This window comes from Metabacillus indicus (assembly GCF_046603695.1).
Taxonomy (GTDB): Bacteria; Bacillota; Bacilli; order Bacillales; family Bacillaceae; genus Bacillus_P; species Bacillus_P indicus.
Genome location: NZ_CP176757.1, coordinates 2,190,122 through 2,206,292 on the forward strand (window position 1 = coordinate 2,190,122; position 16,171 = coordinate 2,206,292).

Below are 16,171 nucleotides of genomic sequence, written 5' to 3' on the forward strand. Positions count from 1 at the left end.
TTCTTTCATTTTATCATAGAAGTTTGAGTTTTCAGGAAATGATGCTGAAGGAGTAGACGCATTTTAAATTTCTTTGCAGGCAGAGCTTTTTCACACCAAAAAAAGAGCTGCCTGATCTCAGGCAGCTCCCGTTTATTTAGAATTTCCCTGCATTTGTGCCAGGGATTGACGTTTGATTTTGCGGTGTTTCCGGAGCTTTTTCTGTTTCAGACTCATTCCCGCCTGTCAGTTCAGCTCCTGCTTCCTTTACCTTGGAGCCGATGGCTGCAAGATCCTGCTGAGCATCCTTGGCCGTTGCCAGAGTTTCATTCGAAGCTTGAATGACATCGCTGACGTTGCCCTTTACATCTTCATTTAGGCGGTCATACAGTCGTTTCGCCTCGTTAATCGCATCTTTAAGTGAATCTGCTGCGGATTTAAACTGCGTGACAACCTGATTTTTAACTTCGCCTGGATTCTCCTTCACTTGTGTGAAAACCTCTGCAGAGGAATCTTTAATGCCAGCGGCTGACTTTTTCACTTGATTCCGCGTATTTTTATCAAACAATGTGACCAATCCGCCGATTACTGCTCCAGCGAGAATACCCGCAGCAAGCTTGCTGCCTTTCGACTTTGTTTTCACTTCCGGTGCTGCTGTTACAGCCGGTTGAACTGCTGTGTTTGTTGTTTGAAGCGTGTTTTCGTTCGTGCTTTGAATCGTCATCATGATTCCTCCCTGTAGATTAATGTCATATTGCGTACATACCCTTAATGATTTCTTTACGAAACATCATTTTTCCTTCTGTTTATTCAGAATAATCTGTTCATTTTTAAAAATAATCAGTATACTTATTTAGAAGCACGAAACAAGTTGATGGAAATCGGAGGATTATATATGGAAAAAGTGATCGAAAAGAGATTATCCAGAACAGAGGTGCCTGAAGCACTGACTTGGAATCTGGAAGATTTATTTGATTCTCAGGCTGACTGGGAAAAGGAACTCGCCGCAATCGAACATGATGCAGCTGAACTTGCAGCATATAAGGGCACTCTGGGAAATTCAGCCTCCTCCCTTCTTGCCTGCCTTGAAGCAGAGGAACATCTGTCTAAAAAGCTTGTCAGAGCGGGAACCTACATCAGCCTTCTTCAATCGGCAGATGGAACATGCCCTGATAACCAGGCGAACTCCTTACTGTTTGCAGCCCTGCTGTCAGGCGTTCAGGGAAAAACATCGTTCATTGAGTCAGAACTGCTCAGCCTTCCGGAGGAAACAATTGAAGCTTTTATAAAAGAAGAAAACAGGCTCGAGCCATTTTCAAGAAAACTGCAGGATTTAGGAGAATTAAGACCGCACCGTCTTTCAGAAGAATCAGAGCGAGTTCTGGCTTCACTCGGCGAGATTCACGGGGCACCTTACAAAATTTATCAGAACGCAAAGCTTGCAGATATGACATTTGAATCCGTCGAAGATGAAGACGGCAATCTTCTCTCGAATTCATTTGCACTCTATGAAGACAGATATGAATTTTCGTCAAATACATACGTTAGAAGAAAGGCCTACGACTCGTTTGTTTCTACTCTTAAAAACTACAAAAATACAGTCGCATCCGCCTATGCTGCAGAAGTAAAAAAACAGGTGGCCCTATCACGTCTCAGAAACTATCCGTCTGTAACTGACATGCTCCTTAAACCTCAGCATGTCACTAAAGAGATGTACAGCAATCAGCTTGATATTATTCAGGCAGAACTTGCTCCTCACATGAGGAAATTTGCTGCACTTAAAAAGCGTGTTCTGAAACTTGACGAACTGCGTTATTGCGATTTAAAAGCTCCGCTTGACACAGAATTCAATCCAAAAACAACGTATCAGGAGGCAAGCGACATCATCCTTGAAGCACTGGATGTAATGGGGCCTGAGTACACTCAGATCATGAAAAAAGCGCTGTCTGACAGATGGGTCGATCTTGCTGATAACGTTGGGAAATCAACCGGCGCGTTCTGTTCAAGTCCATATGGCGTACACCCGTATATTTTGATGACGTGGCAGGATACGATGAGGGGTGCTTTTGTACTTGCCCATGAGCTTGGCCACGCAGGGCATTTCTATCTGGCCAACAAGCATCAGCGGATCATGAATACACGTCCTTCCACGTATTTCGTTGAGGCGCCGTCAACTCTTAACGAAATGCTGCTTGGAAGACACCTGCTGAAAAAGACACAGGATAAGCGGATGAGACGATGGGTAATCCTGCAGCTTCTCGGGACTTACTATCATAATTTTGTGACTCACCTGCTTGAAGGCGAATTTCAGCGCCGGGTTTATGAATCCGCTGAAAACGGACAGCCAATTACGGCGAACATGCTTTCAAACCATAAAAGAGATGTCCTTTCATCATTCTGGGGAGAGGCAGTTACACTTGATGAGGGAGCATCGCTTACATGGATGAGGCAGCCTCATTATTACATGGGCTTATATCCGTACACGTATTCAGCAGGATTGACAGCCTCAACACTAGTCTCTCAATTCATTGAAGATGAAGGAAAGCCTGCCGTTGACAGGTGGATAAATGTACTGAAATCCGGCGGAAGCAAAAAACCGGTCGAGCTCCTTAAAGAAGCAGGCGTCGATATGACCAGCCCTGACTCGATCAGACAGGCAGTCGCTTATGCAGGTTCACTTATTGAAGAACTTGAAGAAAGTTTTCTCTCTTAAATAGGTCAAAAAAAAAAGCTGACTGGTGTCAGCTTTTTTTGATCAATGTACTTCTTTCATGCTCTCTCTTTTTACAATGGCAGCTTTAATCATAAAATAGGTCACATCGTTTGGAAGACTTTCTTTAATGGGTTTCAGCACATCTGTGCCGTGTGCGTCAATCGCCGCTTCTATCTCCCCGGCATATTCATCCGGAACCCAGCTGTCCGTGTCGATATGCAGGCCTTCTTTTGCGCAGCGCAGCAGATGATTTTCAACTGTGACAGGAGACAAATCTCTCTTTCCGGCTATTTCTTTAACAGATAATCCTTCCTGATAAAGCTTCAATGTATCAAGATGCGAAGATTCTTTCCGCTCTTTTTTTACAGGTACGGGTTCTTCTTTTTCAGGATGATCTTTTAAGTAGGCGATAATCGCATCTGCAAAAATGCGGCCGTATTTCTTCTGTTTCACCTCTCCTACCCCCTGGATAGAGAGGAACGCTTCTCTCGTTTGAGGTTTCTGCAGACTCATATCCTTCAGCGTTTTATCTGAAAAGATGACAAACGGAGGAACATTTTCTTCTTCAGCCAGCTGTTTTCTTACAGCCTTAAGCGTAAGGAAAAGCTCGTCATCCGGAGCCTGATGCACCATCCGCGGCTGTTCTTTCCTTTTAACAGCTTCCAGCCCTTTTAAAACCTGCAGCCCTTTTTCTTCAATGACCAGCACTGGAAACTGTCCGCCTGTTATAGAAATATACTGTTCAGATGTCAGAAAATCGATGAATTCACTGACTTCTTTTGCTGTTTTATGTTTCAGGATCCCGTAAGTAGACAGCTCATGAAAGTTAAAATCCTTGATTTTTTTGCTGGATGAACCAGTCAGCACCTGGCTGATCATCGTCTTGCCAAATTTCTGCCCCATGCGAATCATACACGACAAGACCATTTGGGCTTCTTTTGATACATCTTCGCTTATCCGTTCGTCTCTGCAGTTGCTGCATTTTCCGCACGGCTCAGCTGCTTCGTCCCCGAAATAGGTCAGGATGTAGGATTGAAGGCAGCCTTCTGTATAGCAAAAATCACGCATTTGATGCAGTTTGACGAGCTCTGAATGCTGTCTTTCCTTATGAAAGGACGACTGATCGATCAAATAGCGCTGAACCTGAACATCTTGTGCAGAGAACAATAGGATGCATTCACTTTCAAGTCCGTCACGGCCTGCCCTTCCCGCTTCCTGGTAGTAGCTTTCCATATTTTTCGGCATTTGATAGTGAATCACATATCGCACATTGGATTTATTGATGCCCATGCCGAATGCATTTGTAGCAATCATGACTTGAACGTCGTCATTTAAAAAGAGGTCCTGGGAACTGCTCCTTTGAACATCGCTCATTCCCCCGTGATACTTCCCTGCCTTAATCCCTTTTTTCAAAAGACGTTCATACAGCTGATCTGCGACTTTCCTTGTGGCCGTATAAATAATACCGGTTTCTTCGCTGCGGCCGGCAATGTATTTTTCTATAAATGGAAGCCTGTCCCCGTCTCTGCTTACCCGAAACGAAAGGTTTTCCCTCCCAAATCCAGTAACGACCGTATCCTCATCCAGTATGCCAAGGGTGCTGCAGATGTCTTCCCTGACTTGAGGGGTGGCGGTTGCAGTCAGCGCAAGAAAAACCGGCTTTGAGGGAAGCGTTGTTTTCAAATCTGTTATTTTTAAATAGCTTGGACGAAAATCATGGCCCCACTGCGAAATACAATGAGCTTCGTCTACAGCAACAAGCGATACGTTCATCGAAGAGAGCTGCTCCATAAAAACAGGTGATTCGAGTCTTTCAGGAGCAATATAAAGAATGGTATAAAGGCCATTCTCTAAGTCTGCAAGCCTTGATGATGTTTCCGAATGGGAAAGAGTGCTGTTCAGGAAGGTAGCTTTTATGCCGGCTTGGTCAAGTGAGTCAACTTGATCTTTCATTAAGGAGATGAGCGGAGAAATGACGAGGGTAATTCCCGGCAGAATCAGAGCCGGAATCTGGTAGCAAATTGACTTTCCGCCTCCGGTGGGCATAATGCCTGCTGCATGCTTTCCATTAAGGACATTTGCAATGATTTCTTCCTGGCCCGGCCTGAAAGCAGAATAGCCGAAATAATGTTTCAAGTGTTCTTTTGCCTGGTGTAGCACCGATGGATCCCTCCAGTTACTGTTTTTGTTCTTTTTATTTTACATGGGATCGGTCTTTCTGGCTATGAAATTGACGAAAATCAACTTTTGCGGAAATAAAAAAAACTCCGTTATGGAGTTCTTAATATTTTTTATGGTTATTAATCACTTCTAGTTCTTTGGTGCTTGATTTCATTTCGCTTTTGCAAAGCGGGCAGACAGGAATCTCGCTTTCGCTGCTTTTGAAATTGTCTCTGACCCATCCTTTACAGCTGTCTGATGTGCAGATCCACACCTTCGTTTCTTCAGTAATGATTTCTTCAGGCTTTTTCCTGTACATTCATGACTCTCCTCTCTGATCTTATCAATGTTTACAGAAAATCATAAACGTGATGACAAAAAAAAAATTCACTGCTTATAAAAAGTACCCTTGAAGTGATGACTCTTTATACCCAGTGAATACGGTCTTTTCATTATAACAAATTTTTGCAGTTTTCGTCAACAGACCATATTGCCCCCATACCAGTCCGTTGAATGGCACGCGGGCATGTCAAAACCCTTATAAAAGTAATTGGCTGCCGTTGCAGGCAGCCCGCTTCTTCATTTACTTGCTGAAAGGATTATAGTCCATTTTAATTTGAGGAAGTTCACGCACTTCTTCTGCCATCGTGCTTCCGCACATCGGACATGACAGATCTTCCGTTGAAAAATCTTTTCTCATCCAGCCGTTGCAGGACTCGGATTCGCAAGCGTATACAGTTGTATCTTCGATGATCGTGACGGGCTCTTCAGCACCCTTTTTAGCAAAGTACATGCGCATAACTCCTTTTTTTACCTAGTATACGCTTAAAATAGAATTTTATTTCTATTTTTGATCAATCATTCAATTTGATAGCGCGAAAAAACCGGATTGCGGCGCAATCCGGTTTTTAGCTTATTTAACGGGGAGGGAAATGCTGAAGACAGATCCGAACCCTTCCTCGCTGATGACATCAATGCTCCCGCTATTGGCTTTGATAATTTCCATGCAGACAGAGAGTCCGATGCCGGTTCCCTGTTCTTTCGTTGTAAAGAAAGGCTTAAAAAGAGAATTCAGGGTATCCTGGTTCATGCCGATTCCGTTATCTTTCACCTGAATCACAATTTTTCCGTTGTCAAGTCTCGTTGTAATCGAGATGTTGCCGTTTTTCTTCTGCTTGCTGAGCTGAATGGCTTCCATTGCATTTCTCATCATATTCAGCATAACCTGCTTCATCTGTTTAATATCGACATGCAGATAGACTTCCTCGTCAATGATGCTGCACGTTAATTCACAGTTTGTCAGTATAGCTTCGCTTTTGCAGATCAGGACGATATCATTCAGAAGCTTGCTTAGCAGCACAGGCTGTTTCGTTTCAAGCGGCGTTTTTGAATTATTAAGAAATTCATAGATGATCTCATTTGCGCGGTTCAGTTCTTCTAAGGCAACGTCCGCATAATGTCCTTTTCCAATCTCAATTAAATGAGGCTTAAGGAGCTGCAGAAAACCTTTCACGCTTGTCAGCGGATTTCGGATTTCATGGGCGATGCTTGCCGCTATCTGGCCTACCGTTGCAAGGCTGTCCTGCTTGATGGCTATTTCCTTCATTTGCTGGAGAGACTTTTCGAGCTGTTCCTGTTTTTCAAGAAGGTTCAGGTTCGCATACAGCAAATCACCTTCAAGCGTTTTTACTGCCTGATAAATCTGATCTACACTTTCCTCTTTGTCTATGCAGAAAATATGAATAAAATTTTTCCCTTCATATTGAATATAGACATCAAAAAGTGTCATCGGGTTTGACTTAGTTTTTAAATTCAGCTCTATTTTCGTAATCGACGGCGTGTCGAGAATAAATTTAGCTGCTTTTTTCTTGCTTCCGATCCCTACAACATCAAGAAAGTTTAATTCTTCATCGAAAATCGTAAAGGTGCATCTTGATACCGAAACAATATTCAGCTTTCTGTCCACCAGAAAGTAAGGAAATGGGATTTTATCATATTTACTTGCGATTAATTGCATTTCCATGGCGTTCAGTCCTTGAATTAGAATTTTGAAGCCAGCTTGTAAGCTGGACTATGTTTTGAATCACCACGGTGTTTGGAGGGCAGTAATAATCGACATCAAAATCGCTTGTCTGTTTTCCTCCCAGCATAACAGTAGGAGAAAATGACAGATTCTGCAATTGCGAGACGTATTCAATAACAACTGGAATATTTGAAACAAGACTTGTTGTGAATCCAATCACATCAGGCTTCCAGCGTTCGGCGTACTGACAAATGTAATCAATTGAAACATTTGATTCAATACAGCATGCTTCCCAGCCAAATTCTCTAAACAAGAAAGAAGTCATAATGCCTCCGACCGCATGATCTTCATTTCTCATAGAAAGCAGCATAACGCGCGGTTTGACTGCTGCAGGCAGTGTTAAAAAGGAGTGTGTATGTATTTTTTCGACTTTTTGGTAGTAATAAGTAGCAATCATCGATTTGCAGACAGCCGCTGCAACATATTCATCCGCTACTGTTGCGCGATTCATCTCCCAGAGTTCCAGTACATTGTCCATAGTATCTGATAAAAAGCCATACACCTCAGTGCTTGTCGTATCCGCTTCAAGCAGACTGTTCAATAAGCTCCACGAAAGGCCAAGTTCCCCATCAATAAACAATTGACTCATTTCTTCTACGGGATTCATAAAAATCACCTACCAATCGTTTGTATGTTTTTATCAGCCTAAGGACAGCGGAAAAAGGGATTGCGCAATATGAGATTGTTAGATTAAGCGTAACACATAACGTGTTAAGTAGATACAACAATTCCTTCGTATTGCTAATTTTTCTGAAATCTTAACAATCTTTACGCAAATTCACTCCGTTTTTGATAGAATGTAAGACATTCCACGACGAAAGGACTAACCTTTATGACTGAAAAGCTCTATTATACTTCCCCAAAAACGTTTGAATGGCAGACGGAGATTGTCCGCTGTACAGTTATAGATGGGAGAAAAGCTGTTGTTCTCAAAGAGAGCGCCTTTTATCCTGAAGGCGGCGGCCAGCCTTCTGATATCGGGACGATCGCATCGGTTCCAGTTCTTGATTTAATAGAAGATGAGAATGAACTTTACCATATTGTATCTGAATATCCTGCAGGGATGTCTGCAAACTGCTTTCTCGACGGCCGCCGCAGAATAGATCACATGCAGCATCACTCAGGGCAGCACCTTCTGTCGGCGGTGTGCCTCGAACTGTTCGGCTATGAAACGGAAAGCTTCCATCTTGGAGCAGATACAGTCACAATCGATCTGAATACTCCGCACTTATCTGAAGATCAGATGACCGAAATTGAAAACAAAGCCAATCACTATATCTTTGAAAATCGAAAAATCCGTACCTTTTTTGCCGGTGCAGATGATCTAAAAAACCTGCCGTTAAGAAAGGTTCCGGAAGTAGATGGCCCCCTTCGCATTGTACAAATAGATGGAATCGATACCTCAGCATGCTGCGGTACACACACTGCTGGCACAGGTGAAATCGGCCAAATGAAGCTGATTAAAACGGAAAAACAAAAAGACAGAATCAGGCTTCATTTTAAATGCGGCTTTCGTGCTTTTTCAGAGTTTCAGCAAGCACATAGCCTTGTTAAACATACAGCGCGCTTTTTTCAATCCTCACAGGCAGAGATCCCTGAGCGGCTCCATTCAATAGATCAGGAAATGAAACATCTGCACAAAGAATTGGAGTTTCTAAAAGCTGAGAATGCTGCATTGCTAACAGAAAAAATAACCAATGACCAGTCGGGAAAAATGGCAGCAGTCCTCAAAGAAAGATCATCGCTGAAAGACCTTCAGTTCCTGGCGGCAAAATTTCATGAATGCGGAAAGGATATAGTCCTGCTGGGTTCGATAAGTGAACACGCAGTTCTGTTCAGTCAAAAAAACAGCATTCATGCCGGCCATACAATTAGAGAGTGCCTGAAAGAATTCAGCGGCAAAGGCGGAGGAAGCGAAAATCAGGCACAGGCTAAATTAGCAGACAGCAATGAAACGGAATCATTCTTTCAAGCTATGAAAGAGCAGATCATACATGCATCTAAGGATCATCCGCTGAACTAAATGCCAAATGTGTGACCGCCATTCACTGTAATCGTTTGTCCCGTTATATAAGCTGACTCATCTGACGCAAGAAAGGCAACCGTCTTGGCAAGCTCCTCAGGTGTTCCCATTCTTTTAAGGGGAATGCCTGATTGATAGGCGGCAAGATCATCTGCCCCAACATCACGATGACGCTCTACCGGAATAAAGCCCGGATTGACTAAATTAACCCGGATGCCGTATTCTCCGAGTTCACTTGCCCATGACCTGGTCATTCCTAGCATGGCTGATTTTGCCGTTACATAACTTGAAAAATGAGAGTTTCCCAGAGTTATGACTTCACTGCCGATATGTATAACTGAACCGTTTCTTTTTTGCTTCAATCCAGGCAGAACTTCTTTCAGCAGAAGCAGCGGAGCTTTTACGAAGAAGACAAGCTGATCTTCGTAGTCTTTCCATGTTGCCTCTTCTAGTGACAGCTCCGGCTGAGGACCTGTGGCATTATTAACTAGTATGTCATACGTCCTTCCCCCGGCTGCCTGTCTGATTCCTTCCTCGGTAGTAAGATCTCCCTGGGCAAGAAACGCTTTTCCCCCCTGCTCTCTTATCTGTGAAAGCACGTTCTGCGCCTGCTGTTCTGACGCAGCGTAATTCAAGTAAACTTCAGCTCCCTGACGAGCGAGCTCCAAAGCAATAGCTTTTCCCAGTCCCCGGGAAGCTCCTGTCACCAGGGCAGATTTATTTGCTAAATTCATGATATCCTCCAAAGCGGTCATATAGTATGTATGTCAAATGGTAAACACATCCAGTTCCAAGTATAATCTCAAAATCCGTAAGATTCAATTAATATAGCTTGCACCCCGCGGTTCGATTAAAAAGGCCAACTTTAAAGCAGTTGGCCTTTTTAATCGAACATATTCAATCGGCTTTTGTGCCCCCATTGTTGACAAGAATGGCAAAATACCAGCCGCCTTCACGTATGATTGGTTTCAGGCTTTGAAGCCTCATGCCGGACTGTTTTGCAAGAGCATCCAGTTCTCTTTTAGTAGGAAGGGCGTACAAATTATCAAAAGCAGTAAAAAAACTATTAAAGACACTTGAAAATTGCTTTCCATGCTTCGGCTTTCGAATTGGCGTAATAATGGTAATCATTCCATTTGGAGAAAGAGAGCTGCTTAATCTGCTGATGACCTTCGGACGTTTTTCGGGAGAGAGATAGTGCAGCAGATTATTCATCATAATCAGGTCTGCTTTATTTTCCGGCGACCATTCTTCAATATCCATACAATCAATTGAAATGTTTTTGAGCTCGCTGCAGCGATGGACGGCTTCTTCTGCCACGTCCTTATTAACCTCAACACCTGTTAATATTAAATCCGGAAAAGACTTGGACAGCTTCTGCATGTAGCCCCCGTGTCCGCAGCCTACATCCACAACCGTATGGATGCTGTTTTTCTTCAGAATCTGCACAAGTTTGGGATAAGCAAGCTGTTCGAGCATAGCAGAGGTTTCTGCAACAGTCGCTCCGTGCTGTTTGTGATCAAAGGTCTGGCGCTCATCTGTTTTCATAATGGACGGATATGTCAAAAGCGCGGGAATGTGGAGCTCCATCATTTCTTTCAGCAAAATGCCGACAGACTTTGGATCACGTTTGCTGTCAGGCAGCATAAAGCTTCTGGAGGTTTTAAATTTATTTCGGGAAACTTTTTTAAGATATTTAATTGAAACCCCGACTTCCACCCAGCGTTCAAGAATCTCTGTTTCTAATGCATGACTGGCTGCAACCTCTTCGATTGTTTTTGGAGATTTAAAAATTTCAAACAAATCAAGTTCATACCCGACATATGCGTGCCAGCTGTATAAAAACGGCAAATTCTTCTTCATCCAGCTTCTCGCTTTGTAAAGCCTTACATATTCGGCAATCATCAACGGCTGTACCTCCCTTTCGCTTCCCACGGATAATCATTTTCATACGTAAACATATACCGGGTATGCAATAACTCAATGTTCTGGATTGACCTCGCCGGCATAAGGCCGATTTGTATCAGCCTGTCAACAAATGATTCCTTCCATATTCCAAGCCCCGAGATGTTAAGCATTTGCTTTGTATGAAGCTTTTCATCATCTGTCATCTGTTTGAGGCTTCTGTTTCTGAGAGAACCAAAGTACCTGAATGGCTTTGAATAAGCGAGAGCGGACAGGTGGCTGAGGCTTAAAATGAAATCCACCCTGGACTTGCGGACTTTTTCATACCATTTCAAATTGTCCGGACTGTGTTCATCATGCCTGTACATCCAGCAAAGCAGCTCACCGAGGACATCTCCGTCCTGTATGGCAAGATTCATGCCTTCCCCTGCCATCGGATGCACGCTGTGAGCGGAATCCCCGAGAATCGCCATATTCCCTGACACATATGAGTCTGCGTGGAAATGAACGGGAATCATCAGCTGTATTTTTTTCCACTCCCTGAGTTCGGTCACATAGCCATCAAGCTCAGGACACAACTCTATATATTTGCTGTGAAAATGTTCAATACCCTTTGATTTGAGGGATTGATAGGCACCTGACTGGATGAGGTACACCGTTCTGACTTCATTATCAGGAAGAGGAAAGAGTCCGAGAAAAGCATGAGGCGTAGAGATGATCTTACCTTCCGTCATGTCCGGAGGCCTTTTGAACGTAACCGTCAAAAAGTGATGGTCATATTCATGTTCATTCAGTCTGACATTCATCGCTTTTCTGACATTTGATTTTCTTCCTTCAGCACCGATAAAATAATCAGCCTGAATTTCCGTTTCCTCTTTTCCTATTAATACAATCGCTGCGGAATTATCATTGAATGCCTTGAATCGTGCGGGCTGTATGTAATGGAAAGAAGGAAACTTTTTGGCTTCTTCAAGCAGGAGTTCCTTTAATCTTTCGTGGGGGATCATCAAAGCAAAATTGTACTTGCTCTCAATAATTCCGTAACGCATGACAGCTGAACCAAGCAATCTATATGAACCTTTCTTCCGTTTCATTTCATTCATTTCAATTTCATTGATTCGGTGTCCTGATCTGAGAACAGGCTCTGCTAATCCGAGAGCATCAAAGATTTCAAGACTTTTTGGCTGAAGCAGCTCACCTTTATATAAATGCGGGGAGCCCTTTGTCTGTTCTACCACGCAAACATCTATCCCGCACTTGGCAAGCTTAAGAGCAGCGGTCAGCCCTCCAACCCCCCCGCCAATGACTAAAACCTGTGTTTTCATCCTCCCACCGCCTTTCACCTTTCATTTCCACAATTGGGAAACATTGAAACCATGGAATGCTCTTGGAAAAGCAGAATCAGCCGTATAGCTCCGACAGGCAGAAAAGAAATTGACCAGAAAGGCCGGGTTTGCCTTTTTGGGCAATTTTGTTCTGACGGAGGAGTTGGCTGATGGAGCTGGACAATGCGAAAAGCGGAGCCGACTGTTCAGGCCTGGCAGGCAGATAAGAAATCCCCGGAAAAGTCCGGGTTTGACTTTTTCGGGGATTTTGTTCTGGCAGAAGGACTAGGAGGCGGAGCTGGACAATGCGAAAAGCGGAGCCAACTATATAACCCTTTCAGTCAGATAAAAAATCGCGTTATTCGCGCTTTTTATGAGGATGCGTGTTGCCAGAATGGTACCCTTTATTCAGCCGTGAGCGTTTTATAGGGATGCATTTTGACAATATGGTACCTTCTATTCAGCCGCAAACAATTTATAGGGTTGCATTTCGCCAGAATGGTAACCTATATTTCGGCGACAGCGTTTTATAGGGATGCATTTTGACAATATGGTACCCTCTATTTCTGCAACAGCGATTTATAGGGGTGCATTTCGCCAGAATGATACCCTCTATTTCTGCAACAGCGATTTATAGGGGTGCATTCCGCCAATGGTATCCTCTATTCAGCCGCGTCCAATCTATAGGGTTGCATTCCTCCAGAATGACACCCTATACTCACCCTCGAGCAATTTAAAAGGTACCACATACCATACGAGCGTTGAAACACAAGCAATTCATGAAGTCAATGCTCCATCCAAACACAAAAAAAACCCAAGACTGCTGTTAATAGCAATCTTGAGTCAAAAAGTTGAACGGTGCTTTCAAACTGCCCCTTGATCTGTAAATGAAATCATCACAGAATCCTGTATCGGCTTATAGCCTATCTTCTGATAGATGCTGTTCGATGTTGGATTCGACAGGTCTGTATAGAGAGTGCAGAATGAATATTCCTTCAAAAGCTCACTGCTCAGGGCGGCAACGCAGCTGCTCGCATATCCTCTACCCCTGAATTTTTCCGGTGTGTATACAAGGGATACCGTTATGCCGTTCTTAGTTGCCCGTGATTTTTTTGCCATGGAGACAGGCACTCCGTCAACAGACCAGATGTAAACAGAGTCCTCCGCGAGAAATTTCTTCATTCTTTCTGCTGCCTGGAGCGTCGTAATCGGAGGCTCGTTTGTAAACGTCATAAAGTCCGCCATCCACTCTGTTAAGAGCGGGAGGTGTTCAAGTTTTGCTTTTTGAAAGCTTCCTTCACTGCCAGCAGCAGGCTGCACCTCATGAAGCTGATAAATTTTTTGTTCCATCACAATGTCGGCTCTACCCCCGGTCTGCACAGCCCACTCTTTGGCAAATCTCTCTGTCCAGTACCTTTCTCCGACAGCACCCGGCACAGAAACCCCTGCAGAGATCAGCTGACTGACCATTTCAGCAATCAATCTTTCACTCATTACATCTTGATTATATGTAAGGATTAAATTATGAGGGGGTGTCATAAGAAGCGCTGACGCAACTGCCCCTTCTGTTTCCATCAGAGCCGTATATACCTCTGATGGCGGAACCGTCTTTTTGAAAACAGACAGAAGTCCGAGTGCCAAATTATTTTCTGCTTCCTGTCTCATAAGCAGCGGTTCTGATTTATCAATGTACTTGCGGCGGTCTTTGTATTCTTTAAGCATCATCCATTATCACCTCTAATCTTTTTATTAGATTCACCCCCTCGATTTTCCTTTAAAATTTATTATTTTCACAAAAAAAACTCCGCAGCCAATCCCGGAGTTTAGAAGGTTGTAAACCTGAAGAATTTCTGCAGAGCATAAATGCCCCTTTTGAATACCGGCATGTCATCTCTGTATTTTTCAACATTCAGCGTATATTCTGCTCCGTCATTCGTCCAGAGTTTTGTGAAATACGCTTCCACTTCTTTCATTACATCCTCATCCTGAGGGGCGGAAATTTTCAAATCATTCTCAAGATTAAGATCATCAAGATTACGTTTTGTGAAATTCGCCGAACCACTGATGATCGTGGATTTCTTTTTCCCTTTAATATAAAGAAGCTTTGGATGATACTGTTCATTTGTTGTGTTATACCATCTGATACTCGCTTTGTTTTTCGTATCTTCCATCAGTTCTTCAGCAACAGGCCGGTTAGGCAGTCCGATTTTCTCCTGGCCGAAGGCATTTTGATTCGGATCAAGGATCATGTTCACCTGAACGCCCCGGTTAGATGCCTCAACGAGCGAGTTGATCACTTTTCTGTCAGCTAAATAAAACATACCCATCCAAATGACATCATTTTTTTCTGCAGCTCTTACTGACGACAGCAAATGCTCATATATTTTCCCTTCAGTCAGCACCTGCACATCTATATTCCCTTTTTCATTACCTGACTCAGTGTACTCAGGAAGCTTGGGCCCTCCGGAATAGTCCGATACAGCCTGTTCAGATTCGAGTACATCTGCAATGACATTTCCGCTTACCTGAAAAGCTGTATTGGAATGAAACCCGCTTGCATCGTGAGGATTTGCGGACGAGACTATTGCTGTTTTCTCCGTTGCGACCGCCTTTCTGTGATTTGCCTTTACATTAAAGAGCTTTAAATAAGACCGTACCGTCATATCAGGAGCTGTATCTCCAAACGGATTGGTCACCCAGCCTTTTCCTGACTGGCCAAACCATTGAAAAAACGTTCTCCAGACACTGGAATACAGCGGATTTGAATCGCGGAGAGGCTCCATATCCGACAGAACGACATCTATGCCTGCATCCTTAAATGCTTCAAGCTCCTTTGATTTGTGTGACCCGTATGAGGTATTGATTTCATCTGTAATAAAGACAATCGGCATGTCGGGATTTTCTTTCTTTTTTTGAAGCAGCTTTTCTGTCAGCTGAGCACTGATATCGGGATATGATTCTCCCTTATTGTAATAGCCGTTAAACAAAAATAAATCAATCACAACAAATTCTTCAGCATCATCAATCGCTTTAAGCACAGCATCAAATATCATCCGGTCTGATTTGACCCTGTTTTCTTTCTGATACGTCAGGTCATATAAAAAATCGACGTCCTCCACCTTGCGGACTTTCCCTTCATACGAAAGACCGTCTGGAAGAGGCTTATAGCTTTGATACATAACAGTACCTGTTAAAACAATAAAAATAAGCAGAATGACCAACAGGCGTTTCTTTTTATAGCCTGCAAATTTAGACCTTGACAATAAAACTCCCCCTACAACAAAATAATGGCTTTCTTTATATCCCCTTTTTCATTGATACAAAAACCTTTAACAAGAAAATAGACCGCAGACTGGCTGCGGCCCGTTCAATCAGTTATTTAGACTGGGGAAACATACGCTTCACCATTTCACCGAATTCATCTGCCAATCCTGAAACCGGCTCGCCGTTGCGGATTTTATCGCCGTAGTCTTTTACACGGTCAAAAAAGTCCGGATTCTCCGAAACAAATACATTGTCCAGGTTGCGGTCAGTTGATCTGACCTGATCAGCCACTTTGTTTTTCAGATCATCTGACAGCTTGCCTTTAGGATTTCCTTCCAGCATGACAGCGGCATAGGCCGTGTTATCAAGAACAATCACATTCGCGTATTTGATTTCTTCCAGATCTGCCACTTTCTTTGCTGCATCGTCGGCAACATTCATGCGGTTTTCGCGGTTGTCATTGGTTTGTTCGTCATAAGTGACGTTCTTAAGCTCATTGTTCATGATGTTGTCGTTTTCACGAGCATTGTTATCCATTCCGCAGCCTGATGCAATCAGGACAGAAAAAAAGATAGCTGCTCCAGTAAGGATCATATTTTTCATTCAGCATGCCTCCCATTTTTTTCTTCATTTTATTTTCTGCAGTTGCCGACCGATTATGCAAGATGACCAAAAATACTTAGACAAAGCGTTTTTATGGGAGACAAAATGAAAACCAG

General features: G+C 43.3%; 14 protein-coding genes. 2 read left to right on the plus strand and 12 right to left on the minus strand.

Annotated features, from left to right (window positions below; genetic code table 11):
* Positions 1-136 precede the first annotated feature (136 nt).
* Positions 137-703, minus strand: coding sequence for a YtxH domain-containing protein (locus tag ACK1LH_RS10960; protein ID WP_051865301.1), 567 nt, complete (start codon positions 701-703; stop codon positions 137-139).
* A gap of 171 nt (positions 704-874) precedes the next feature.
* Here ACK1LH_RS10960 and pepF point away from each other — a divergent pair, with 171 nt between their 5' ends.
* Positions 875-2,692: an oligoendopeptidase F gene (pepF, locus tag ACK1LH_RS10965; protein ID WP_411333030.1), complete on the plus strand. Its 1,818-nt coding sequence runs from the start codon at positions 875-877 to the stop codon at positions 2,690-2,692.
* 42 nt (positions 2,693-2,734) lie between these two features.
* Here the strand turns inward: pepF and recQ are convergent, their stop codons facing one another.
* The 5 genes from recQ to ACK1LH_RS10990 all read right to left on the minus strand — a co-directional run bounded on the left by recQ (position 2,735) and on the right by ACK1LH_RS10990 (position 7,542).
* Positions 2,735-4,852, minus strand: coding sequence for a DNA helicase RecQ (gene recQ / locus ACK1LH_RS10970; protein ID WP_411333031.1), 2,118 nt, complete (start codon positions 4,850-4,852; stop codon positions 2,735-2,737).
* 121 nt (positions 4,853-4,973) lie between these two features.
* The gene (locus ACK1LH_RS10975; protein ID WP_029280848.1) at positions 4,974-5,171 is read right to left on the minus strand and encodes a cold-inducible protein YdjO-related protein; all 198 of its coding nucleotides are present in this window, start codon (positions 5,169-5,171) and stop codon (positions 4,974-4,976) included.
* 264 nt (positions 5,172-5,435) lie between these two features.
* Positions 5,436-5,645 (minus strand): cold-inducible protein YdjO-related protein, encoded by a 210-nt coding sequence (locus ACK1LH_RS10980; RefSeq protein ID WP_029280847.1) that lies wholly within the window; start codon positions 5,643-5,645, stop codon positions 5,436-5,438.
* Between the two features lie 120 nt (positions 5,646-5,765).
* Positions 5,766-6,875 carry an ATP-binding protein gene (locus ACK1LH_RS10985; RefSeq protein WP_282033934.1) on the minus strand — a complete coding sequence of 370 codons (1,110 nt, stop codon included), beginning with the start codon at positions 6,873-6,875 and terminating at the stop codon, positions 5,766-5,768.
* Complete coding sequence (locus ACK1LH_RS10990; RefSeq protein WP_282033935.1) at positions 6,850-7,542, minus strand: B12-binding domain-containing protein; 693 nt, start codon at positions 7,540-7,542, stop codon at positions 6,850-6,852. The genes ACK1LH_RS10985 and ACK1LH_RS10990 overlap by 26 nt, the downstream gene beginning before the upstream one ends.
* Positions 7,543-7,767: 225 nt before the next feature.
* Here ACK1LH_RS10990 and ACK1LH_RS10995 point away from each other — a divergent pair, with 225 nt between their 5' ends.
* Positions 7,768-8,958: an alanyl-tRNA editing protein gene (locus ACK1LH_RS10995; protein WP_411333035.1), complete on the plus strand. Its 1,191-nt coding sequence runs from the start codon at positions 7,768-7,770 to the stop codon at positions 8,956-8,958.
* Here the strand turns inward: ACK1LH_RS10995 and ACK1LH_RS11000 are convergent.
* From ACK1LH_RS11000 to ACK1LH_RS11025, 6 genes are all read right to left on the minus strand, one after another.
* Positions 8,955-9,692: an SDR family NAD(P)-dependent oxidoreductase gene (locus ACK1LH_RS11000; protein WP_282033937.1), complete on the minus strand. Its 738-nt coding sequence runs from the start codon at positions 9,690-9,692 to the stop codon at positions 8,955-8,957. The genes ACK1LH_RS10995 and ACK1LH_RS11000 overlap by 4 nt on opposite strands.
* 163 nt (positions 9,693-9,855) lie before the next feature.
* Complete coding sequence (locus ACK1LH_RS11005; RefSeq protein WP_282034228.1) at positions 9,856-10,863, minus strand: class I SAM-dependent methyltransferase; 1,008 nt, start codon at positions 10,861-10,863, stop codon at positions 9,856-9,858.
* Positions 10,863-12,188, minus strand: coding sequence for an FAD-dependent oxidoreductase (locus ACK1LH_RS11010; protein ID WP_282033938.1), 1,326 nt, complete (start codon positions 12,186-12,188; stop codon positions 10,863-10,865). Before ACK1LH_RS11010 ends, ACK1LH_RS11005 begins: the two co-directional genes overlap by 1 nt.
* 864 nt (positions 12,189-13,052) lie before the next feature.
* Positions 13,053-13,913: a GNAT family N-acetyltransferase gene (locus ACK1LH_RS11015; protein WP_411333037.1), complete on the minus strand. Its 861-nt coding sequence runs from the start codon at positions 13,911-13,913 to the stop codon at positions 13,053-13,055.
* A 98-nt stretch (positions 13,914-14,011) separates the two neighbouring features.
* Positions 14,012-15,451 carry a phospholipase D family protein gene (locus ACK1LH_RS11020; RefSeq protein ID WP_411333039.1) on the minus strand — a complete coding sequence of 480 codons (1,440 nt, stop codon included), beginning with the start codon at positions 15,449-15,451 and terminating at the stop codon, positions 14,012-14,014.
* A 112-nt stretch (positions 15,452-15,563) separates the two neighbouring features.
* Positions 15,564-16,055, minus strand: coding sequence for a YhcN/YlaJ family sporulation lipoprotein (locus tag ACK1LH_RS11025; protein WP_029280836.1), 492 nt, complete (start codon positions 16,053-16,055; stop codon positions 15,564-15,566).
* Between the last annotated feature and the right edge of the window lie 116 nt (positions 16,056-16,171).